The organism is Amycolatopsis thermoflava N1165 (assembly GCF_000473265.1).
Classification (GTDB): Bacteria; Actinomycetota; Actinomycetes; order Mycobacteriales; family Pseudonocardiaceae; genus Amycolatopsis_E; species Amycolatopsis_E thermoflava.
In genome coordinates, this window is record NZ_KI421511.1 from 1,005,388 (window position 1) to 1,026,993 (window position 21,606).

The following is a 21,606-nucleotide window of genomic DNA, read 5'->3' on the forward strand; positions in this document are numbered from 1 at the left end:
ACACTCTCTAGAAGCGGACAACTCCACGGATGTTGACTCCAGCGTGCATGTCCTCGAATCCCTTGGTGATGTCGTCGAGGGCGTATTCGGTGGTGATGAGTTCATCGAGCTTGAGCGAGCCCGAGCGGTAGAGACTCAGCAGCGTCGGAATGTCGGCATTGGGGTTGGATGATCCGAACAGCGAGCCGACGATCTTCTTCTCGTACAGTGTGAGCTCGGGGATGGAGACCGGGATGCCCACACTCGCTATGTTGCCCAGCGCGGTGACTACCACGGTGCCGCGCTTGCTGACGGCAGCAAATGCCTGGCCGATGTGGTCGCCGGTGATGACGCCGACCGTGATGATGGCGACGTCCGCGCCCTGCCCGTTGGTGCAGCTCTTGGCCAGATCGGTGGCCTCGTCCATGGTTTCGACGGCGTGCGTGGCACCGAGAACCTCCGTTGCGGTGTCCCGCTTGAACGGGTTGGGGTCGACCGCGATGATCTCCGCCGCTCCAGCGTGCCGGGCGCCTTGGACCGCATTCGCCCCGACGCCGCCGATGCCCATGACGATCACCGTGTCGCCGGGGCAGACCTTGCCGCTGTGGACGGCCGAACCCCAGCCGGTACCGACTGCGCATCCCAGCAGGACCGCCTTGTCCAGTGGCGTGTCCTCGGGAACCTTCACGGCGGAGTGGGCCGAGATGGTCGTGTACTCCGAGAACGTCGAGATGCCCAGTGCCTGCGCTACGGGCGTGCCGTCGGCCGACTTCAGCCGGAAGCTGGCGGGATCGTCCCACCGCGAGCCGATCATCGCGAAGGCTCCCAGGTCGCACAGGTTCTGGTGGCCGGTGGAGCACCAGCGGCACTTCCCGCACGCCGGGAGGAAGGAGAAGATCACCTTGTCGCCGGGGACGAATCCGGGCGTGTTCGGTCCGACGGACTCGACGATCCCGGCCCCCTCGTGACCTCCGCACACCGGCAGCACCGCGGCCGGGAGATCGCCGGTCGACATGTGGTCGTCCGAGTGACACAGCCCCGAGGCGATCATCTTGATCCGGATCTCGCCCGGCCGCGGATCGTCGACCTCGAGGTCGACGATCTCCCATGTGCCAGGCACCTCTCGCAGGATGGCCCCACGACTTCTCATCGGAACTCCTTTTCAGTCGGCACATTCCGCGACTCGGCGCGCCGCGCAGGTGAGCGCGAAGGACAGTTGCTGAAGCTGGAAGGCGGCGCCGACCCGGTGGTAGTCGATGGCGTGGCCCGCCGACCGGAAGACCTCGGCATCGACCCACGGCGAGGCAGTCAGGGCGGCCGCGAACTCCGCGACCTGTTCGTGATCGGTGATCCACAGCTTCTCGAACTCGCCCTGCCGGAGGTGGACCGGCACGGAGATCTCCGGGGCGAGGGCGCGGAAGAGGTCGTGCCAGGCCGACGAGATCTCCACCAGCTCGGCCTTGAGGACCGCGACGTTGGCGAAGTAGCTCGCCTTCGGCATGTCGCTGCGATAGGTCCACGCCGGACCGAACATCCGCGTGGCCTTGTCCTCGTCCGGCGAACGCAGTGTCGCGCCCGGGAGGGCCGCCCACCTGTCGGCGAAGCTCGCGGGCTCGCGCAGCAGGCAACCGGACAGTGCGAGGCCGAGAAGCGGCCACTCCGGCTTGCGCGCCGCTACCGCCAGCGAGACCGCAGCGCCGATGGAGTGGCCGACGACGAAGACGCCCGCGCTGCCGGCTCCGTTCGCGGCCCACAGTTCGGTGATCAGGTGGTCCAGCGCCGCCGCGTTCGCGAGGAGGACCGGCTCCCCGGCCGGCACCGGGTTGCTGCCGCCGTACCCGGGCCGGTCGACGGCGATGATCGGCACCTCCAGCGCTGCCGCCCGGTCCAGCAGCGAGTAACCGGGAACGTCGAAATACGCGGACGTGAAACCGCCGCCGTGCACCGCGATGATCAGCGGAAGGTCGCCAGTGCCCGCCGTCCGGCCGATCCGGCGGCGGCCGGAGAAAGTCAACCCCTGAGCGGGCCCGGGTGATGTCACCTGATGGGTGAACTGATCCGACATTGCGCCACCCTCCTTCATTTGCTCCGGCGATGACGAACAACACTGGCGATGGACACGGCCACGACCAGGGCCGCACCGTAGAAGGCGTTCTGGATCCAGCCGTTCAGCCCCAGGATCTGGAGGCCGACGATGCCCGTGGCCAGGAAGTAGATCGCGACCATCGTCCCGATCGGATTGAAGGTTCCGGGCCGGACGACGGCTGTGCCGAGAAAGGCCGCCGCGAAGGTCGGCAGCAGGTACTGCGGGGAGCTCGTCGAGTCGTAGCCGCCCGTGGACAGCACCAGCAGCACACCGCCGACGCCGGCCACGAGCGATCCGACGACGTAGGAGCCGATGCGAATGGCGTTGACGTTCACCCCGGCTAGCCGGGCGACTTCCGCGTTCGCTCCCACGAAGGTCAGGTACCGGCCGAGCGGGGTGAAGGTGAGGACGTAGCCGAACGCGATCGCCAGCACGATGCCGTAGTAGAAGCTGAGCGGGAGTCCGCCGAGGGTCTGCTGCACGAAGTTGCCGTAGCCCACGTCGAGTCCGCCGACGGTTGTCTGCCCGGAGATCCACGAAGCCATACCCAGCAGGAACGTGCCGGTGCCGAGAGTGGCGATGATCGCGTCGACGCCGAGGTGGACGACGAGCAGACCGTTGACCAGACCCGAGAGCACCGCGACTCCGATCGCCGCGAGGACAGCCACACCGAGGCTGACGCCGTGCAGCACGACGAGAACGGGGACGCTGGTCGCGGACATGCCCATGATCGACGCGATGGACAGATCGAACTCACCGGCCACGAACGTGCACAAGGCGCCCAGCGCCAGGAAGACGAGTGCCTGCTGGGAGCCGAAGATGTTCTGGAACGTGGCGATCTGACCGAACGTGTCCGGCGCCGCGAGGGTGAAGACCGCGGTCATGATCGCCCAGACGCCCACCACGGCGTACCTCGACAAGAGCAGACTCGGCCGGGGCAGGGTGAGAGCGGGGTTGCGCGAGGACGCTGCCACAGCCGGCTTCTGCTCGTCGGTCGTGGGCGAAGCCGGGGCCCGGTCCGGGAGGGGGGTCATGACACGCTCCTTCGCGTAAGGACCTGTCCGGGGTAGAGGGTGGCGAGGATCGCCTCTTGGGTGTGGTCGGTGATGTGGTGGAACCGCCCGTCGCGATAACACAGGATCCGGTCGGTGGCGACCACCAGGTCCGTGGGTTGGGCGCTGGCGTAGAGCACGGCGGCGCCGGCATCGGCGATCCGGCGGACGGCTTGGAGGATGGCCTCGCGGGCGCCGACGTCGACGGCCTGGGTCGGCTCGTGGAGGAGCAGCAGCTTCGGCGGGTGGTGCAGCCACTTGGCGAGCAGCACCTTCTGCTGGTTCCCGCCGCTCAACCGTCCGACGAGGGCGCCTGGGTCCAGCGGCAGGACCTCCAGGGCCGCCATGTCCGGCAGCGCCGCGGCCTGGAGTTGCCTTCCACGCAACAGTATCTTGCCGCGCCGGCGGGCGAGCCAGGGCAGGGCGATGTTCTCCGCGGCCGAGGCGGTGAGCGCGAGACCCGACTCGGTCCGGTTCTCCGGTACCAGGGCGATACCGGCCTCGATCGCCTGCCGTGGACTGAGACGCCGGAGGTCGAAGGTCCGGCCGTCCAGGGTCAGCCTGCCGGATCCGGCGCGGGCGACGGCCGCCATCTCGTACGGGAGGCGTTCCCACCACTCTCCCGCGAGTCCGGTCACGCCGACGACCTCTCCCCGGGCGATCGCCAACGGCTCGACCTCGCTGCCGCCGTCGCGAAGACCTGAGACGACAACCGTGTCGTCGTCGACCGTGAACGACCGATTCCGGCGCTGGCCGGCGAGAACGGCCATGTGGCGGCCGAGCATCAGCTCCGCGATCTCCCGTGCCGAGGTCTCGGGTGCGGCCAGGCCGGAAGCGACGAGGTGGCCGTCCCGCAGCACGGAGATCCGGTCGGCGACCTCCAGCACTTCCTCGAGGTTGTGGGAGACGAGGAGCACGCTGGTGCCGCGGGCCACCAAGGTCTGCACACAAGCGTGGAATTCCCGAAGCGCATCGGGGGGAAGCGCCCGCGAAGGTTCGTCCAGGACCAGCACCCCGAGGCCGGTGTCGTGCGCCTGCGCCCGCATGGCGCGGGCGATCGCCACCTTCGACTGATCGGCGGGACTGAGCGTGCCGACCTGACCGCGGGGGTCGATCTCAGCCCCGATCATCCGCAGCAGCTCCTGCGCCAGGACCACCTCCCGGCGCCAGTCGATGCGTCCCAGCCTGGTGACCGCGAAGTCGCCCACCGCGATGTTCTCGGCGACGGACTTGCCCGCCACCAGGCCGAGCGTCTGGTGGACGAACGACAGCCCGGCCGAGCGCAGCTGACGAGGTTTCGCGGGAACGTCCAGTTCCTGCCCGTTGACCAGGATGCGCGAGCCGGGCTCGGGCCGGTGGATGCCGGCGAGGACCTTGACCAGGGTCGACTTCCCGGAGCCGTTCTGACCGACCAGTGCGTGGGTCTGGCCGGGCCCGATCTCCAGATCCAGTCCCGCCAGCGCGGTCATGGGGCCGAACACCTTGCGGATCCGGTGCAACGACAGGCGGGCAGGCGCGGCCCGGGTCACGAGACACCCCAGAGCTTCTCGAACCCGGCCACGTAGGGTGCGGAGCCGTACCAGTCGTTGCCCGTTTCCGCCTGGGGTGTCAACTGCAAGGTCCCGATGTTGTCCTTGGTGAAGACCCGGACGAGAGGCGGATAGCCGGCGGGTACGGGCTCTGAAGACAGCATGCGGATCGCCGAGTCGGCGATCGCCCAGCCGATGTAGTTCGGGCTGGCTCCGACATCAGCGATCAGGACCGGGTTGGACTTGAGGATCTGCAGCGATCCCAGGATGGCGGTGGTCGACGCCATCTTCATGCGGGAGGTCGCGCCCGCGTTCTGGATTCCGGTCAGGACACCCGGCACCCAGTTGTCGGTCTGCGGGATCACGTAGTCGATCGACGGGTTCTTCAGGAGAGCGCCGCTGACGATCGAGGGGAGCTGGCTCACCTGGGTGCCGGCGACGTCGATGACGTTGACCCGGCAGTCCGGGCAGCCGGTCTTGAGCTCGTCGATCCCGGCGGCGCCCATCTCCACCATCGACTTGGAGTCGGAGGTTCGCAGGTAGAGGACCTTGGCTTGCGCGTTCGAATCCGCGATGACCGCTTGGGCGGCGAGTCTCGCCTCTACTCGCTGGTACCAGCCCTGGCTCAGGAAGTGGAGGCCGGTGGGCGCCGCGGCGACCGGCTCGGTGCCGGTGAGGAGCGTGGGAATTCCGGCGCCGGTGAGCCGGCTGAAAGCGGTGGAGGCCATCTCGTAGGAGATCGAGCTCGTCACCACCGCGTGCGCGCGGGCGCCGATCGCCTGGTCGATGCACTGTGCCACTCCGGTCGGACTCAGTTGCCCGTCGCACGACTTGACCGTCGCGCCGACCTTCGTGAGGGCCTGCTGGAGTCCCGCGAGCTGGTTGGTGAACGTGGCCACCTGGAGGCTGAGCGGGATGTAGTAGATCGTCTTGCCGGTGAGGTCGGCAGGGTGCGCGAGCGCGGTTCCGAGTGATGCGGTGAGGACCGGCTCACCGGAGGCCGCCTGGACCGCGGCGGCGGCCTCCGCGGCGTCCGGCGAATCGGCAGACGTTCCGGTCACGCTCGAGGTCGGCGATCCGCAGCCGGCCAGCGACCAGGGCATGAGGAGGGCCGCGGCGACAGCGGCCACTGTGGACAATCGCATGTCAACTCCTTTGTTGAACACAGCACCGGAAGTCGTCAGAGCGTGACGGACTCGCCGGAGTCCAGCGGCTCGATCACGGTTCCCGTGGGGGCGAACGAGGTGAACAGGGCACGATGCAGGTTCCGGTGCGCCGGCGCGAGACCTGCGTCGTGGACCGGGATGACGGTCTTCGGCGAGACGGCGCGCACGAAGTCGATCCCTTCCGAGAGCTTCATCCACGGACCGGCCAGCGGAGCCAGCAGCACGTCGACGGGGCTGGTGGGCAGGGTGAGCGAATCACCGGTGGCGAACACCCGCCCGCCGATTTCGTAGGCGAAGTTCTCCGGCAGCGGGATGTCGGGGTACAGCGTCTCGTGGGTCGTGCGCGTCACCACGATCCGCGTGCCGCCGAGGTCGAATGCGCCGGGTTCCACGGCCGTGGTGACGATGTCGACGTCCTGGAGCTGCTCCTTCAGGTCCGCCGGCCCGAACACCGGCACCGCGCCGTCGGACTGGAGCCGCCGGATCTGCGCCGGGTCGAGGTGGTCGGGGTGGCCGTGGGTCACCAGCACGGCGTCCACGGGGCCGAGAGCGTCGAGTGCGGGTGTGAGATCGCCCGGGTCGAGCAGGATGCGCGTGGCCGTGCCGCCCGGATCGGCCACTTCGACGAGCAGGCTCGAGTGCCCGAGGTAGGTGATGGTGACCGCGGCGGCGGTGTCGCTCGGCATGGGGTTTCCTTCGATCGCGAACGGGACGTGGGGTGTCACGGAAGGCCGGCCGTGTCATGGGCCCGGCGCAGCAGGTAGTCGTAACCGGCTTGGTACTGATCGTGCGACCACACCCGCGCGCGCTTTCCGGCGATCTCGCTCTCGTCCGACCAGCGGACCGGTCCGCCCGCCGAGAGTGCGCTGAGGTGGTTGCGGCACGCTCGTTCCAGGAGGACGGCGCGCATGACCGCGACGGCGAGGTTCGGCCCCACGACGACGAGCCCGTGGCCGGGGATGAGAGCGCCTGCCGAGTCGCCGACCACCTGTGCCAGGGCGAGCCCCATCGTGTCGTCGCGGATCAGGTCACCCGAGCCGGTGTAGCGGGGGACGTCGGGATCGAGGAACGGCACGGCGTCGTGCGACAGAGCGCGCAGCGGAACGTCGAGCGAGGCGAACACCGCGGCGGCCGGGGCGTGACTGTGCACGACCGCACCGACATCGGGACGGGCGGCCACCAGCTGCGTGTGGATCGGATACTCGATGTGGCGCCGGCCTTCGCCGGCCAGCACCTCACCCGCGGGGGATACCAGTAGCACGCGTTCGCGCGTGATTTCTTCGAAGCCCCATCCCGCGGCTTTCATCCACACGCCACGGCCATCCTCGTCACGCGCGCTCACGTGGCCCCAGACCATGTCGGACTGACCGGCGTGGGCCAGCGCCCGATGGGCCCGCGCCACCTCCTCGGCGACATCGACGTTCACGGCATTCCTTCGCAAGTGGATGGTCATGGCTAGAGGTCCAGCACCAGCCGGTCCGACACGGCACGGCTCACGCAGGGGAACATGGTCCGGCCGCTGCGCCGTTCGTCCTCGGTGAGGATCTCGTCGCGGTGGTCGGGCACGCCGTCGAGGACTGCCACCTCGCAACTACCGCAGTAACCCTCCTCGCACGAGGACGGGGCGCCGGGGAGCACATCCCGGATCGCGTCCAGGACGGACCGGCCTGGCGGCACGTCGAGGGTGGCCCGCGACCGCCGGAGTTCGACGACGAAGGACCGGTCGTCCGCCTCCTGGCGCCGGCGCAGTTCGACGGCCGTCGACGAGGCGGCGAACCTTTCGATGTGGAGGGGCACTTCGGGGCGGAGCCGGTCGCGGGCTTCCTCGACCGCGCCGATCAGCCCCTGCGGCCCGCAGCAGTAGATGACCGTGGACGGATCCGTCGAGGCCACGATCGAGCGGACGTCGAGCAGGCCATGCTCGTCTTCGGGCACGATCTGGACCCGGGGACCGCCGATCGCCTCGATTTCGTCGACGAAGGCCATGCTCTTGCGGCTGCGGCCGCCGTAGTGCAGCCGCCAATCCACGTCGTCGGACAGGACCGAGATCATCGAGAGGATCGGCGTCACCCCGATCCCGCCGGCGATGAAGAGGTAGCGCGAGCTCGGCACGAGTTCGAACTGGTTCCTCGGCCCGCGGATCGTCAACCGTCGCCCCACCAAGGGCAGGTCGTGGATCTCGGCGGATCCGCCGCGCCCGTCAGCCTCACGAAGCACCGCTATCCGGTACTCCTTGCGGTTCCCGGGGTCTCCGCAGAGTGAATACTGCCGGACGCGTCCGCTCGGCAGATGCAGGTCGAGATGGGCTCCCGCGGTCCAGGGCGGAAGGTCGGCGCCCTCGGGGTCGCGGAACACGAGGGTGATGACCCCCTCGGCCTCCCAGGTTTCGGCGGCGACGACCAGTTCACGGGAGTCGCCGGCGCTGTTGACCGGGGCCGCGCCTGTCGTCACTGCTGCGACCTCCTCTGCCTTCCGGGCCGGCACGGCGGCGGTCACCATGTCTGGCGCACCGGCGCTCCGTCGGCGAAGGCGTCGAGCTCGCGGCGCCACATGCGGCGCAGCTGGACCACGCCCTTGTCCGACTCGGCCAGGTATTCGTGGGTGCGGTCGGCGAGACGACCCATGCCGACCTGCGCCACGTGGTCCTCGATGTTCACCAGCGCTGGGTGGTCCACGAAGTCGACGAGCCGCTTCTCACCGCGGATGATCAGTTCGGCGCATTCGTCAGCCGGTGGCCAGTCCGCCACGTCGGCGACGGCGGCTCGCGGTGCGGGGCCGCCGGGGAGGTACCGGGCGACGATGGCGAAGCTGCGGTGCTGTTCGTCGTCGATCGGCACACGCCAGGCGAATTGCTCCATGATCCCGTCGCGGATGCCGACGATCAGGTGGAGACCGTTGGGCATCAGGAACGTGGCCTGGTAGGGACTCTTCCCGCCCCGCTCGCGAACCCGGATGATCTTCTCGCCGCGTTCCACCTCGATGGGCTCCTGGTGCACGGCGTCGGGCGAAAACCCGGTCTTCGTCTTCGACGGATCCGAGGAAAGCCGGTGCGTGAACGGGACGTGGGCGTGGTCCAGGCCGTTCTCGACGTTGGTGAAGAAGTTGCAGCGCCGCACGTAGGTCTCGGTGTCCAGGGTGGTGGCCTTGCCGAGGTCGTGCCCGTAGGTGCGGGAGAAGCCTTCCAGGCCGGGGAATTTCGGGGGCTCACCGTCCCCGAGGTAGGCGAAGATCAAGCCGTACGCCTCGCGGGTCGGGTACACCGTGACCGAGGCGCGCGAGACGAGGCGCTCGCTTTCTCCGGGAGCTTCCACACACCGCCCGTCCGGGCCGAACTTCCAACCGTGGAACATGCACCGCAGGCTGTCGCCCTCCACCGTGCCGACCGACAGCACGGTCAGGCGGTGCGCACAGCGGGGAGCCATCACGACGGCCACGCCGTCCTCGCCCCGGTACAGGGTGTACTGCTCGGACATCACGGTCAGGGGCTGCGCCGTGCCGGCCGCCAGGTCCCGGGACTGCAGCACCGGCTGCCAGTAGCTCCGCATGAGGCGTCCGGCAGGAGTGCCTGGTCCCGTGAAGACCGGATCGCGAACCTGGTCGTCCGTCTCCTCCGTCACGACGGTCATGCGCCCTCCTTGGTGCTTGACTTTTCGGGAAAGTGTCCGTATAACGAACACATGGCTGATAATCGAACAGTTAACGCTTCGTCGGCCGACGATGTCAAGGGCACCCGTGCGTCCGAGGGCATGGGCGGCCTGGCCAAGGGGCTGGCTGTGATCGAGGCGTTCGAGCGGGCGCAGTCGGCGCTGACGGTCGCCGATGCCGCGCGGCTGACCGGAATCACCCGGCCGGCGGCCAGGCGTTGCCTGCTCACCCTGACCGAATGCGGTTACCTGTCCTACGACGGCAAGCGGTACCAGCCGACGCTGCGGCTGCTGAGACTCAGTGCCGCGTACCTGAGCACCGCCCAATTGCCGGCCCTGGCCCAGCCGTACCTGGTAGCCGCGCGAGTGGCGCTGGACCAATCCGTCTCGCTGGCCGTGTGGGACGACGGGTGGTCGGTGTTCGTCAACCGGGCGGAGTCGACCCACATCCTCTCGCCGGGCGTGAAGGTGGGGGCGAGGCTCCCGGCGGCGGCGACGGCCACGGGCCGGGTCCTCATGACGAGCCTCTCCGAGGAGGAGCTGGCGGAAGTCCTGGACCGGCAGCCGCCGGAACGTCACACGGCGCGCACGGTGGTGGACGCTTCGCAGGTCGTGGAGGCGGTTCGCCGCGCACGGGCGGACGGCTACGCGATCGTCGACGGGGAGTTGCAGGAGGGGCTGCGGGCCTTGGCCGTGCCCGTCAAGGACAGCCGTGGCCAGGTGATCGCGGCGATGAGCGTCAACGTGATGGCAGCACAGGTGAGCATCGAGCGGCTGCGGGACGAGTTCCTGCCGGTGTTGGTGGAGAACGCGACCGCATTGGGTCGTACTCAGTGAGGTGACAGGCTGCTTTGCCGTCACGGCCTGGCCGGGGGCGGGTGGGACGGGCTGACCACCACACCGCCTGGCTCTCACGGCGGGCGGCTCCCGGCCCCGCAAGGCGCCGCGACTCTGCTGGAACTCGCGCGTTTCCCGCGTCCGAGGCGATCCTGGGCCGCCTCGAAGCTACGCACACCGGATGCGGCAGAACGCCGGACGTGGATGGTGGTGGCCGCCTCCATTCGAAGCCGCCTCGCTCACCGAGGACCTGCCACCCTTCGGGCCGCGCGACCAGCCCGCCTGTGACAAGTCCTTGTGGAGTGCCCGACGCTGGTGCGCGGCTCCCGGCCGGATGAACGCGTTCCCTGCTTCCGGCGCGAAGGCCGCATGACGGATACCGTGGAGCCCCGCCACCGACTCCCAGGCGCTCCTGGCCGCGGCCACCCTGTTCGACACGGCCGACGATCCGCTGCCGGCCACAATGGACGATGTGGCGTGCGGACGGCGGCAGCAAGGGTCCGTGTCGCCGCCACGGGGCTGGTGTAGTCGAACCGCGGCTTTTCGTGACGGCGCCAGGATGCGGCTGTGCCGGAGGTTGTGGAAGCGCAGTCCGGCCAGGACCGCCTGCGCCCGCGCCTCGGGCTGTACCCGGGGTAGGCCAGCCCGCGGCCGGGCGAACGTCGTGTACTCGTTCTTCGCCCCACTCTCGTGCGCGGCGGTTGTGCGCGATCGCCTGACCACGGCCCGCTGCTCCCGAGGAAGTGGTGGTCGTCCAGTGCGATGGGGGACGAACGTGAACCACCTGCGTGCTATCGGATTCACCGTTGACGATCTCGCCGACGGTGTCGCCCTTTGGCGGTGTCACTCGGCGATCGTGGTGGCACGGCGAGTTCCCGATGACCGATTGGCCTATCATCGCCTTGTGGGCGACATGGTGTCGAGTGAATCGACGGAGCTGCTTTCGGTCCGTGAGCAACAGCGGCTGATGACGCGTCAGCGCATCGTGGCCGCGGCGCGGCGGGTGTTCGAGGAGCGCGGCTACGGACAGGCGTCCATCGGCGACATCACGAAGGCGGCGAAGGTCAACCGGGCGACCTTCTACCTGCACTTTCCGAACAAGGCCGAGGTCTTCACCGAGGTTTACCGGACGGTGCGGGAACAGCAGAGCGCCCAGTACTGGTCGCTGCTCGGCGCGGCACTCGCCGAGGGCACGGCTGCGAGCGTGCGCGAATGGCTCGACCGGGCGCTGGTGTGGTGGGAGGAACAGGCTCCGCTCCTGCCCGCCATCCACGAGGCGATGGCGAGCGACCTCGAGGTCGCGGCTCGCTGGAAGGACCAGCTGGATCAGCTGGCTGCCGAGCTGGGCGAATACCTGGCCAAGTTCCCGAAGGGGCGGCGCGAGACGCAGCGGCTGCGGGTGGAACTGCTCATGGTGCAGCTCGATCAGCTGTGTTTCCGCGCGATCGTGCAGAAGGTGTTCGTGATCGGGCGGGAGGAGCTGCTGGACGTCGTGACCGGCATGTGGGTGGACGCGCTCGGTCTCTCCAGCACCGGACGGAAGAGCACTCGGACATCAAGCTGACGCTTGACTCGACAGGGTGTCGTCTTTAGTCTCCTTGCGTGGCCTGAGTCACTCGTCCTCTCTGACGGGTCGCAGGTCGCGCGAGCGGGGCCGCAACCCTGAGCGGCCTGGCTCGCTTTCGTCGTCGGCGGTCGAGGCGTCGCCAGGGAAGGCGCCGCGGCGTGCCGGTTTCGTTCTTCATGTCAACGACGACTTGGGAGCCCCCGAATGTCCGACACCCCTGGCGTTGCCGCCGCCCCTCCCCCGGCCCTGATGCGGCGCGTGACCTTCGCGGCCGCCGTCGGCAACACCGTCGAGACCTACGATTACGCCGTCTACGGGTTCTTGACGGTTCTGATCTCGAAACTGTTCTTCCCTGGTTCGCAGCCTGGCGTCGCACTGCTGTCGGACTTCGCGGTCTTCGGTGTCGCCTTCGTGGTGCGGCCGCTGGGCTCGCTGATCTTCGGCTCGATCGCGGACCGGTTCGGGCGCAAGCCCTCCCTGGTGGCGACCTTGGTCGTGATGGCAGGCGCCACCACGGTCATCGGTTTGCTGCCCGTCGCCGCCACCGTCGGGGTGTGGGCGCCGATCCTGCTGGTGGCGTGCCGGTTGCTGCAAGGACTGGCCGCCGGTGGCGAGTACAGCACCGCGATGACCTACGCCGCGGAGTTCACGCCGCAGCGCAAGCGGGGGGCGATGACCAGCCGCGTGCAGATCGGGAGTGTGGCGAGCCTGCTGCTGGCCGCGGGTGTGGTCCTGCTGCTGAGCGCGACGCTTTCGCCCGCGGCGATGGCCTCGTGGGGCTGGCGTATCCCGTTCCTCCTGGCACTGCCGCTCGGGCTCGTCGGCCTGTACATCCGCTCCCGGCTCGAAGAATCGCCCGAGTTCCGCGCGCTCGAGCAACAGGCTCAGGTCACCTCGTCACCGGCCAAGGAGTCGTTCAGCCGGCACTGGCGGCTGATCGTGCTGATCTTCGGCGTCGCCGCGTTCCAGCAGATCGGCTACTACATCGCGTTCACCTACGCGCAGTCCTACCTCATCCAGCTCGGTTTCACGCAGAAGGAGGCGACCCTGGCCACGGTGATCAGCATCGCCGTGGCGGTGGTGCTCGTCGCGGCGGGCGGGCCGCTGTCCGACCGGTGGGGACGGTGGCCGATCCTCCTCGGTCTGTCCGCGGCGACGCTGGTGCTGGCGTACCCGCTGTTCATGGCACTGTCGTCGGCGTCGAGTCTGGGCGTGGCGATCCTGATGACCGTGCTGCTCGGCGTCATGCCGGCGTTGTACACCTCGGTCGCGCCCGCGACCTACATCGAGGTCGTCCCGGCCCGGGTGCGTGCCACGGTGTTCGCGGTCGGTTTCGCACTGGCCGCGGCGCTGCTCGGCGGTCCCGCGCTCTACGTCAGCCAGACCCTCGTTCGGCTCACCGGTGACAACCGGTCGCCGGCGCTGTTCCTGATGTTCGGTGCGCTGCTGAGTCTGGTGGCGGCGCTCGTCGTGCGGCGGCGGCCCCCGCAGGTTCTCGCGCCGGACGTCGCGCCGGCGGCCGGCGTCCGTGCGCCCGAAGAGGTGTGACGGTGTTCCTCGGCGCCCTCGCCGAACAGCTCGAGGACGCGGCGCCGCGCCTCCGGCCGGAGGCGATCGAGCAGGCCGGTACGTGCCTGCTCGATGCCCTCGCCTGCGCCTACGGCGGTCGCGAGATGCCGTGGGTGTCACAGGCCAGGTCGGTCGCGGGCAGCGGTGACGAAGCGGCGATCTGGGCAGCCGGCGGGCGACGGAGCGGCCTGTCGGACGCAGTCTTCGCCAATTCCGTTGCCTGCCATGCGCTCCTGCACGAAGACACCCATGCCGAGAGCCGGGTGCATCCGGGCACGGTGGTGATTCCCGCGGCGCTCGCGATCGGGGAGCGGCTGGGGTCGCCGCTGGTCGACGTGCTGCGAGCGATCGTCCTCGGGTACGAGGCGATCGCCCAGGTCGCGGCGGCGGTGCTGACCGACGACTTCGTCGCACGCGGATGGCGTGCCAGCAGCGTGTTCGGTCCGTTCGGCGCGGCGGCGGCCGTGTCGAGCCTCCTGCGGCTGGATCCGGCCGCCACAGCGCACGCGCTCGGTCTGGCCGCCAGCTCGTCGGCCGGGATCTGCCAGTGGGCGCGGGACGGGACCACGGAAGTGTTCTTCCAGAACGCCGGCGCCTGTCGAGCGGGACTGGTGGCTGCGCTGCTCGCACGCGAGGGTGCGACCGGTGCCGCATCGGCGGTCGAGGGCATCTTCGGTCTCCGCCAGGCGTTCGGCGGGGCCCGGGGCGGGGCTGGGTTGCCTGAGGTGCGGCTGGACCGGATGGCGATCTCGGCGACGTTCTTCAAGGCCCATCCCTCGTGCGCCCTCACGCAGGAGGCGATCGACGCGGCGCAACAGCTCGCGGCACAGGGGATCGAGCCGGACGCGGTGGCTGATGCGTCGGTGCACACCTCGGGTGCCGCGGCACGGTACCCCGGTTGTGACAACGGAACCTCGTTGACGACGACGATCTCTCGCCAGATGAGCCTGCAGTTCGCGGTGGCTGCGGCGCTGACCGATGGTGCACTGCGGCCGCACCGGTACTCCGGTCCGCTCGACCCCAGGCTGGCCGAGCTCGCGGCCCGGACTTCGGTGGTCGTCGATCCGGACGCCGATCGGGCGTTCCCCGCGCGCAGGGACGCACGGGTGACCGTACGCCTGACCGACGGCCGCACTGTTTCGGCGACCAACCCCGACGGCGTGAACCCGACCGCGGCGGCGGTGGCCGAGAAGTTCCGCGACTACGCGGTTCCGGTGCTCGGCCCTGACGCGGACGACATCGTCACGACCGTGCGCGACCCCGGATCGTGCTTGGACACCGCCGAACTGGTGGCGCGGCTGCGCTGAACACGGTGCGAGGAGCGGGTGGCCGCCGCCGAGGCCACCCGCCCCTTGCCGGGCCCACAGGCCCAAAACAGACAACAACCTGTCGCTTGACTCAACATGCTGTCGTCTCTAATGTGAGTCGCAGGCAGTGCGCTGATTCCTCCCGCGCGCAGCCCAGGAAGGACAATGACGTTGCGTTCCTCAGTCACGTTCCAGATCGGCTGTGACATCGGTGGCACGTTCACCGACGTCGTCGCGATCGACTCAAGTGGACGGTCCTACGCGGACAAGTCCGACACCACCCACGGTGACCTCACCATCGGCCTCCTCGCGGCACTGGAAAACCTCGCCACCCAGGTGGGTGTGCCCCTGCCCGGGCTGCTCGCGTCCACGACGCGCTTCGTCAACGGCACGACCGTGGTCACCAACGCGGTCGCCGAGCTCCGCGGCGCCACGGTGGGTCTCGTCACCACGCAGGGCTTTGGAGACAACCTGCTCATCGCGCGTTCCGCCCGGAACGCACACCGGGATCATCACAAGCAGCTGAACATCCCGCAGATCGTCGCCCGCGAGCACGTCGCCGAAGTGGCGGAGCGGGTGGACCGCAAGGGCCGGATCATCGTGCCGTTGACCGAGGCGGAGGCGAGGCAAGCCGTCGGCACGCTGGTGGCCGCCGGCGTCGACTCGATCGCCGTCTCGCTGCTGTGGGGTTTCGCGAACCCGGCACACGAGGAACTGCTCGCCTCGATCGTCGAGACCGAGCACCCCGGGATCTTCCTGAGCGTCTCGTCCCGATTGCACCCGGTCATCCGCGAGTACGAGCGGACGATGACGACGGTCCTCAACTCGTTCACCGGCATCCGGGTCGCGGAATACACGGCACGGATCGAGCGGGATCTCGCCGCGCGCGGGCTGCGCGTGCCGGTGGCGTTCATGCAGGGTTTCGGGGGGACGGTGACCGCGGCGGAGGCCCGGCAGCGGCCGATCACGCTGATCGACTCGGGGCCCGCCGGCGGCGTGATCGGGGCGCGGGAACTGGCGCGCCGGCTCGGCATCCGCGACATCGTGACCGCGGACATGGGCGGCACCTCCTTCGACGTCTCCGTGCTGCGGGACGCGACCCCTCAGGTCACGCAGCGGGTCACGCTGGGCGAACGCTTCCTGACCGCACTGTCCAAGATCGACGTGTTGCCGATCGGCACCGGCGGCGGCAGCATCGCGTGGCTCGACGCGCGTGGGGTGCCGCAGGTGGGCCCGCGCAGCGCCGGCGCCGAACCAGGTCCGATCTGCTACGGCAAGGGGGGCACCGAGCCGACAGTGACCGATGCCTCCGCCGTGCTCGGGCTCCTCGATCCGTCGTCCTTCCTGGACGGCAGGCGAGCCCTCGACATCGACAGCGCGCGGGAGGCACTCGGCCGGGAAATCGGCAAACCGCTCGGGATCGGCGCCGTGCAGGCCGCTGTGGCCGTGCACCGGATGGTGGTCGCGGACATGGGCAACGCCGTGCGCGGGGTGACAGTGGAACGGGGCCACGATCCCCGCGAGTTCGCCATGGTCGCCTTCGGGGGCGCACTGGGTCTCTTCGCAGCCGACATCGCCCGGTCGGTCGGCATCCGGCAGGTCGTGATCCCGGCCGACGCCGCCGTCTTCTCCGCCCGTGGCCTGCTCTCCAGCGACGACGTTCGCACGAGGGCCCGGTCGGCCATGTGGCAGGGCGGCGATGTGAGCGCGGTGGTCACCGCCCTGCGCGAACTCGACGCGGAACTCGTCGCGGCGCTGCGTGCCGCGGGCTATCCGGACGATCGGATCGAGGTCCGGTGGGAGGGGGAGTTCAAGTTCGCCGGGCAGCAGTGGGAACTGCGGATCCCGATCCCGCGTCGCGACGACCTGGGCGAAGCGGATCTGGCGGAGATCCAGTCGGGCTTTCCCGCGCAGTACGAAAAGGAATACGGCAGCGGAACCGCGTGGGTGGGCAGCCCGGTGGTGCTGATGGCGGTGCGGGTCACGGCCACCGGACGCGTCGACCCCGTCGACATCGCCCAGCAGGAGCCGGAAACCGGTGCGGTGATCAGGCCGCTCACGCGCCGCCGGGTCCACCTTCCCGACAGCGGGGAGGCCGAGGTCGACGTCCACGGCGCGCTGCCGCCGGGTGCTGTCGTCGCCGGTCCGGCGCTGCTCGAGCACCCGCTGACCACGATCGGTCTCCCCGCAGGCTGGGAGCTGCGGGTCGACGGCTGGGGCAACTACCTGCTCACCGACAAGGAGGTCGCGGCATGACCGCGAGAAACGACATCCGGCTGGATCCGGTCGACGTCGACATCCTCGCCAAGGCGCTGGACAACGTCGCCGCCGAGATGGGCACCGTGATGATGCGCGCCTCGGGCAGCCCAGCCATCGCCGAGGCGGTGGACTTCTCGACCTTCATCGCCGACGCCGAGGGTGACATCATCAGCTACGCCGGGTACATCACCATGTACCTCGGGGCCGCGCGGCAGGCCGTGCGGCACATCCTCGCCACCTACCCGCGCTCGGAGATCCGCGCGGGCGACATGTTCCTGTGCAACGACCCCTTCACCACCGGCAACGCGCATGCGGTGGACGTCGGTGTGGTGCGGCCGATCTTCATCGGCGGCGAGCTGATGGCGTGGTGCTGGGCCGAGGCCCACGTGAACGATTTCGGGGGGTTCGCACCGGGCGGGATGAACCCGATCGCCACCGAGGCCTACGGCGAGGCGCTGCGGCTGCCCGGCGTCAAGATCGTCGACCAGGGACGCCCCGTCGAAGACGTGTGGCGGATCATCGAGACCAACATCCGCGTCCCGGAACTGGTCCTCAACGACATCCGCTGCTTCATCGCCGCCTGCCACCGCTGCGACGAGCGGCTCCAGGCGCTCATCGGGCGGTACGGCACGGGCGCGTTCCGCACCTACGTCGAGGCGGCGAAGGACCTCGCCGAGCAGGCCGTCCGCCGCCGGATCGCGGACCTGCCCGACGGGACCTACACCGCGGAGGAGTTCGCCGAACACAACGGGCACACCGACGAGTTGTACCCGGTGCGGTGCACGCTGACGGTCACCGGCGACGCACTGCGGTTCGACCTGACGGACTCCGCGCCGCAGACCGACGGTTTCATCAACGTCAGTGCCGCGACGACGCTCGGAGCGGTGGTGTCCCCGCTGCTGATCACGTTGCTGCCGGACCTGCCCATCAACCAGGGCACGCTGCGCCCCATCGAGGTCGTCACGAAACCCGGCACCATCTGCGACGCGCGGATGCCGGCGCCGATGGGGGCCGGGCACATCGAGACGGGCTTCCGGATCGGCAAACTGGTCACCAGGCTGCTCGCCGATCTGCAGGCCGGCAGCGACAACGCCTTCGTCCGCGAGCACGTGATGGCGCCGTGGCAGGACTCGTGGAGCGCCAGCTTCTTCTACGCCCCGGACGAGGACGGCCGGCTGGTCCCCTTCCCGGACATGAACGGCGGCGGCAGCGGAGCCGGAGCGCAGGCCGTCGCCGACGGCATGGACGTCAGCGGCGTCCTCGCGCAGCCGCAGAACAGCATCCCCGACATCGAGATCAACGAGCTCGTCTACCCGGTGCTGTACCTGTGGCGGCGGCTCAACCCGAATTCCGGCGGACCCGGCCGCACACGAGGTGGAGCGGGGATCGATCTGGCGTTCACACCCTGGTACACGCCGGGCGGTCAGGAGCACGTGATGGCGGCGTGCTGGCAGGTGCCGCCGTCCGGCGTCTTCGGCGGGTATCCGGGTTCGACGAGCGGCTCGGCCCTGGTGAGCGGGGCTCGCGCGGACGAGGCGCTCGCGCAGGGCCGCATCCCGCGGGCGATCGGTGACCTGGCCGCACCGGCAACACCGTTGCAGGGCAAGCAGTTCGGTCTGACCGTGGGCGCGGGCGACGTGGTCGTCCTGCGGGTCGGTGGGGGTGGCGGGCACGGCGACCCGATCGAGCGAGACCCCGCCCGGGTGGCGGCCGACGTCCGGTCCGGCGTGGTGACCGTCGAGGCGGCCCGAGTCTCCTACGGAGTCGTGCTCGACGACACCGGCCGCCCCGATCCCGCCGCCACCAGCGCCGAGCGCGAGCGGATCCGCCGCGAACGGCGAAGCTGGGCCCGCGAGGACGGACTCGCCGTGCGCCGGAGCGCCGCTCACGAACGGCTGGCCGAGCGCGGGCAGTGGTGCCAGGCCCGCCCGGGAGTCCAGCTCGTCGAGTACGCCGACCCCGGCACCGGGGCACTGGTGCGCGCCGACGTCGTGGTGCGGACCGGTGATCGATGACCCGCATCGACGAGACGAGGACGGACATGAGCACGCTGACCGAACAGAACCGCACGCGCCCCGGCACGTTCCCGGAAGCGCTCGCGGCGCTGGCGCACCGCTACGGGGACCAGGAAGCCGTGGTGGCGCCGGAGGGACGGATCACCTTCGCCGACCTCGCCCGGCGCTGCGACGACCTTGCCGGGGCCTTCGCCGCCGCCGGGCTGCGCCCGGGAGACCGGGTCGGGATCCTGCTGCCCAACGGCCTTCGCTGGCTGGTGACCATGCTCGGTGCCCAGCGCGCCGGCCTGGTCGCGGTGCCGATCAACACCTGGTACCGCTCCGCGGAGCTGGCGCACCTGATGAGCACCGCCGGGCTCCGGCTGGTCGTGACCGACGAGCAGGTCTTCGGCAAGAACATGCCGGCCGAGCTCGCCGCCGCGGGGCACGGGGAGCTGTTCACCGGCGGCCGGCACACCCGTGGGTACCTCGGGGCGCTGCTCTGGCCCGCGCCGGAGCCGTTCCCGCCGGGTGTGGTCCCGGGACCGGCGCCCGCCGGCGCCGTCACCCCGGACGACCTCGCGATGATCCTCTACACCAGCGGGAGCACGGCCCTGCCCAAGCCGGTGCCGCTGGAGCACGGGAAGCTGCTGCGCAACGGCCGCGCCATGGGGGAGCGGATGCACGTGCGGCCCGGCGACCGGATCTGGTTCGCCATGCCGCTGTTCTTCGGTTATGGCGCCTGCAACGCGCTTCCGGTGGCTCTCAGCCACGGTGCCACATTATGCGTCCAGGAGAAGGTCGAGGGTGACGCGGCGCTGGAATTCATCGAACGGGAGCGCTGCACGGTCAGCTACGGGCTGGCCACGGCGGTGCGTGCGCTGCTTGCCGCGCCGAGCTTCGGCACCAGGGACATCTCCTCGCTGCGCACTGGGCCCGTGGGGTTCAACGCCGAGGACAAGCGGCTCGCGATCGAGGGCCTCGGCATCACCGAAGCCTGCAGCGCGTACGGGCTGACCGAGTCCTACGGCTTCGTCACCATGACCGACGCGCACGACCCGCTGGAGATCAAGCTGCACACCCAGGGCACCGTGCTGGACACCCAGCGGATCCGCATCGTGGACAGCACGGGCGCCGAGTGCCCGCCCGGCGTGACCGGCGAGATCGAGGTGCGCGGATGCGTCATCGACTCCTATCTCGGCTCGGTGGAGATCAACGCCGGCACGCGTTCGGCGGACGGCTGGTTCCGCACCGGCGACCTGGGGGCGATCGGCGAGGACGGCCGGCTCGCGTTCGGCGGCCGGTGGAAGGAAATGCTCAAGATCAAGGGCATCAACGTCGCGCCGCTGGAGATCGAAGCGATCGTCACCGGGCACGACCACGTCGACCAGGCGTACGTGATCGGACTGTCCACTCCGGACGGGGATCAGGAGATGGCCTGCGTCGTCGTGCCGGACGCCGGGTGGTCGGCAGGTGAGGACGAGCTCGTGCGACGACTGGACGCCCACATCCGCGGCTGTGCGGCCAGCTACAAGGTGCCCTCCCGGTTCGTGGTGATGGACTCGCGTTCGGTGCCGCAGACCGACACGGGCAAGGTCAGCAAGGTCAAGCTCCGCGAGATGCTGGAGGCCGCCCGATGACCCGGGTGCGCCGGACACCGCGCTTCGCCGATCTGCCCACGCTCGCGGGGCGCGACGAGCGGCACGCCTGGGACGTGTGGGGGCGCGCGGACGAGATCGGCACGCTCAACCTCATCGGCGGCGAGCAGCGGAGGGCCGCCGCCGACGCCGTCCGCACCGGGGAGATGATCTCGCTGACGCTCCCGCTGAACGAACCCGATCCCGGCCTGTTCGACGACCGGGACCTCTACCGGCACGTCATCGAGGACACCGCCGCCGGGCACGATGACAAGCTCGACGGCTTCTACCTGCAGGGCTCCTCCCAGTGGGACGGTCTGCGGCACATCAACGCCGGGCGGCACGGCTACTGGGGCGGCCGGTCCGAGGACGACCTCGCGACAACTGACGTGCTGGGGGTCGACCGGTGGGCGGCGCACGGATTCGGCGGCCGGGGTGTCCTCGTCGACGTCGCCGGTCACCTGGACGCGCGCGGCACGCCGCTGGCCCCGGATCAGCCGGTCGAGATCACCGCGGCGATGCTCGACGAGGTCGCCACGGCCCAGGGCAGCGAGTTCCGCTCCGGCGACATCCTGGTGGTCCGCACCGGGTGGACGGAGTGGTACCGGGCGCTTCCTACCGAGCACCGTGCCCGGTTGCGCGGCACGATCGGCTCCGGCTTCGCCTGTCCCGGCCTGGAGTCCTCGAAGGACATGGCGGCCTACCTGTGGGACAGGGAGTTCGCCGCCGTCGCCGTGGACAACGTCGGGGTCGAGGTGTTCCCGGTCAACCGCGACAAGGGCTTCCTGCACCGGCGGCTGATCGCGCTGCAGGGCATGCCGCTGGGCGAGTTGTGGCACCTTCCTCGCCTCGCGCGGGTGTGCGCGGAGCGCGGGCACTACGACTTCCTGCTGATCTCCGGCGTTCTGCCGCTGCCCCGCGGGGTCGGCAGCCCGGCCAACGCCCACGCGATCGTCTGAGCCATTTCGTCCAGAAAGGAC

General features: G+C 69.9%; 17 protein-coding genes. 8 read left to right on the top strand and 9 right to left on the bottom strand.

The window, feature by feature from the left end; all coding sequences use genetic code 11:
• Positions 1-7: 7 nt before the first annotated feature.
• Genes AMYTH_RS0105015 through AMYTH_RS0105055 form a run of 9 tightly spaced genes read right to left on the bottom strand, consistent with a single transcriptional unit; the run spans position 8 to position 9,438 of the window.
• Positions 8-1,129 carry an NDMA-dependent alcohol dehydrogenase gene (locus AMYTH_RS0105015; RefSeq protein WP_027929362.1) on the bottom strand — a complete coding sequence of 374 codons (1,122 nt, stop codon included), beginning with the start codon at positions 1,127-1,129 and terminating at the stop codon, positions 8-10.
• 12 nt (positions 1,130-1,141) lie between these two features.
• On the bottom strand, positions 1,142-2,044 hold the full coding sequence (locus AMYTH_RS0105020) for an alpha/beta hydrolase (RefSeq protein WP_027929363.1): 903 nt from the start codon (positions 2,042-2,044) through the stop codon (positions 1,142-1,144).
• A 14-nt stretch (positions 2,045-2,058) separates the two neighbouring features.
• Complete coding sequence (locus AMYTH_RS44020) at positions 2,059-3,099, bottom strand: ABC transporter permease (RefSeq protein WP_084022520.1); 1,041 nt, start codon at positions 3,097-3,099, stop codon at positions 2,059-2,061.
• Entirely contained in the window at positions 3,096-4,646 is a 1,551-nt protein-coding gene (locus tag AMYTH_RS44025; protein ID WP_037322282.1) for an ATP-binding cassette domain-containing protein, read from the bottom strand. The genes AMYTH_RS44020 and AMYTH_RS44025 overlap by 4 nt, the downstream gene beginning before the upstream one ends.
• Positions 4,643-5,791, bottom strand: a complete 1,149-nt coding sequence (locus AMYTH_RS0105035) for a sugar ABC transporter substrate-binding protein (protein WP_084022521.1) — start codon at positions 5,789-5,791, stop codon at positions 4,643-4,645. Before AMYTH_RS0105035 ends, AMYTH_RS44025 begins: the two co-directional genes overlap by 4 nt.
• A gap of 35 nt (positions 5,792-5,826) precedes the next feature.
• Positions 5,827-6,498: an MBL fold metallo-hydrolase gene (locus tag AMYTH_RS0105040; RefSeq protein ID WP_037322284.1), complete on the bottom strand. Its 672-nt coding sequence runs from the start codon at positions 6,496-6,498 to the stop codon at positions 5,827-5,829.
• Positions 6,499-6,533: 35 nt separating this feature from the next.
• Positions 6,534-7,238 (bottom strand): class II aldolase/adducin family protein, encoded by a 705-nt coding sequence (locus AMYTH_RS0105045; protein WP_027929366.1) that lies wholly within the window; start codon positions 7,236-7,238, stop codon positions 6,534-6,536.
• A gap of 29 nt (positions 7,239-7,267) precedes the next feature.
• Positions 7,268-8,263 (bottom strand): PDR/VanB family oxidoreductase, encoded by a 996-nt coding sequence (locus tag AMYTH_RS0105050; RefSeq protein WP_228684578.1) that lies wholly within the window; start codon positions 8,261-8,263, stop codon positions 7,268-7,270.
• A 41-nt stretch (positions 8,264-8,304) separates the two neighbouring features.
• A complete protein-coding gene (locus tag AMYTH_RS0105055) occupies positions 8,305-9,438 on the bottom strand; it encodes a Rieske 2Fe-2S domain-containing protein (RefSeq protein ID WP_027929368.1) in 1,134 nt (377 codons plus the stop codon).
• Between the two features lie 51 nt (positions 9,439-9,489).
• On the opposite strand from AMYTH_RS0105055, the gene AMYTH_RS0105060 reads away from it, so the two are divergent.
• The 8 genes from AMYTH_RS0105060 to AMYTH_RS0105095 all read left to right on the top strand — a co-directional run bounded on the left by AMYTH_RS0105060 (position 9,490) and on the right by AMYTH_RS0105095 (position 21,585).
• Positions 9,490-10,293: an IclR family transcriptional regulator domain-containing protein gene (locus AMYTH_RS0105060; RefSeq protein WP_027929369.1), complete on the top strand. Its 804-nt coding sequence runs from the start codon at positions 9,490-9,492 to the stop codon at positions 10,291-10,293.
• 775 nt (positions 10,294-11,068) lie between these two features.
• Entirely contained in the window at positions 11,069-11,857 is a 789-nt protein-coding gene (locus tag AMYTH_RS47680; RefSeq protein WP_167344570.1) for a TetR/AcrR family transcriptional regulator, read from the top strand.
• Positions 11,858-12,064: 207 nt separating this feature from the next.
• On the top strand, positions 12,065-13,408 hold the full coding sequence (locus tag AMYTH_RS0105070; protein WP_027929371.1) for an MFS transporter: 1,344 nt from the start codon (positions 12,065-12,067) through the stop codon (positions 13,406-13,408).
• Positions 13,405-14,736, top strand: a complete 1,332-nt coding sequence (locus tag AMYTH_RS0105075) for an MmgE/PrpD family protein (protein WP_027929372.1) — start codon at positions 13,405-13,407, stop codon at positions 14,734-14,736. Before AMYTH_RS0105070 ends, AMYTH_RS0105075 begins: the two co-directional genes overlap by 4 nt.
• A gap of 165 nt (positions 14,737-14,901) precedes the next feature.
• On the top strand, positions 14,902-16,992 hold the full coding sequence (locus AMYTH_RS0105080) for a hydantoinase/oxoprolinase family protein (RefSeq protein ID WP_037322289.1): 2,091 nt from the start codon (positions 14,902-14,904) through the stop codon (positions 16,990-16,992).
• Positions 16,989-19,010, top strand: coding sequence for a hydantoinase B/oxoprolinase family protein (locus AMYTH_RS44030; protein ID WP_051362552.1), 2,022 nt, complete (start codon positions 16,989-16,991; stop codon positions 19,008-19,010). Before AMYTH_RS0105080 ends, AMYTH_RS44030 begins: the two co-directional genes overlap by 4 nt.
• Positions 19,007-20,629, top strand: coding sequence for a class I adenylate-forming enzyme family protein (locus tag AMYTH_RS0105090; protein WP_228684580.1), 1,623 nt, complete (start codon positions 19,007-19,009; stop codon positions 20,627-20,629). The genes AMYTH_RS44030 and AMYTH_RS0105090 overlap by 4 nt, the downstream gene beginning before the upstream one ends.
• Positions 20,626-21,585, top strand: a complete 960-nt coding sequence (locus AMYTH_RS0105095) for a cyclase family protein (protein ID WP_027929375.1) — start codon at positions 20,626-20,628, stop codon at positions 21,583-21,585. The genes AMYTH_RS0105090 and AMYTH_RS0105095 overlap by 4 nt, the downstream gene beginning before the upstream one ends.
• Positions 21,586-21,606: the final 21 nt, after the last annotated feature.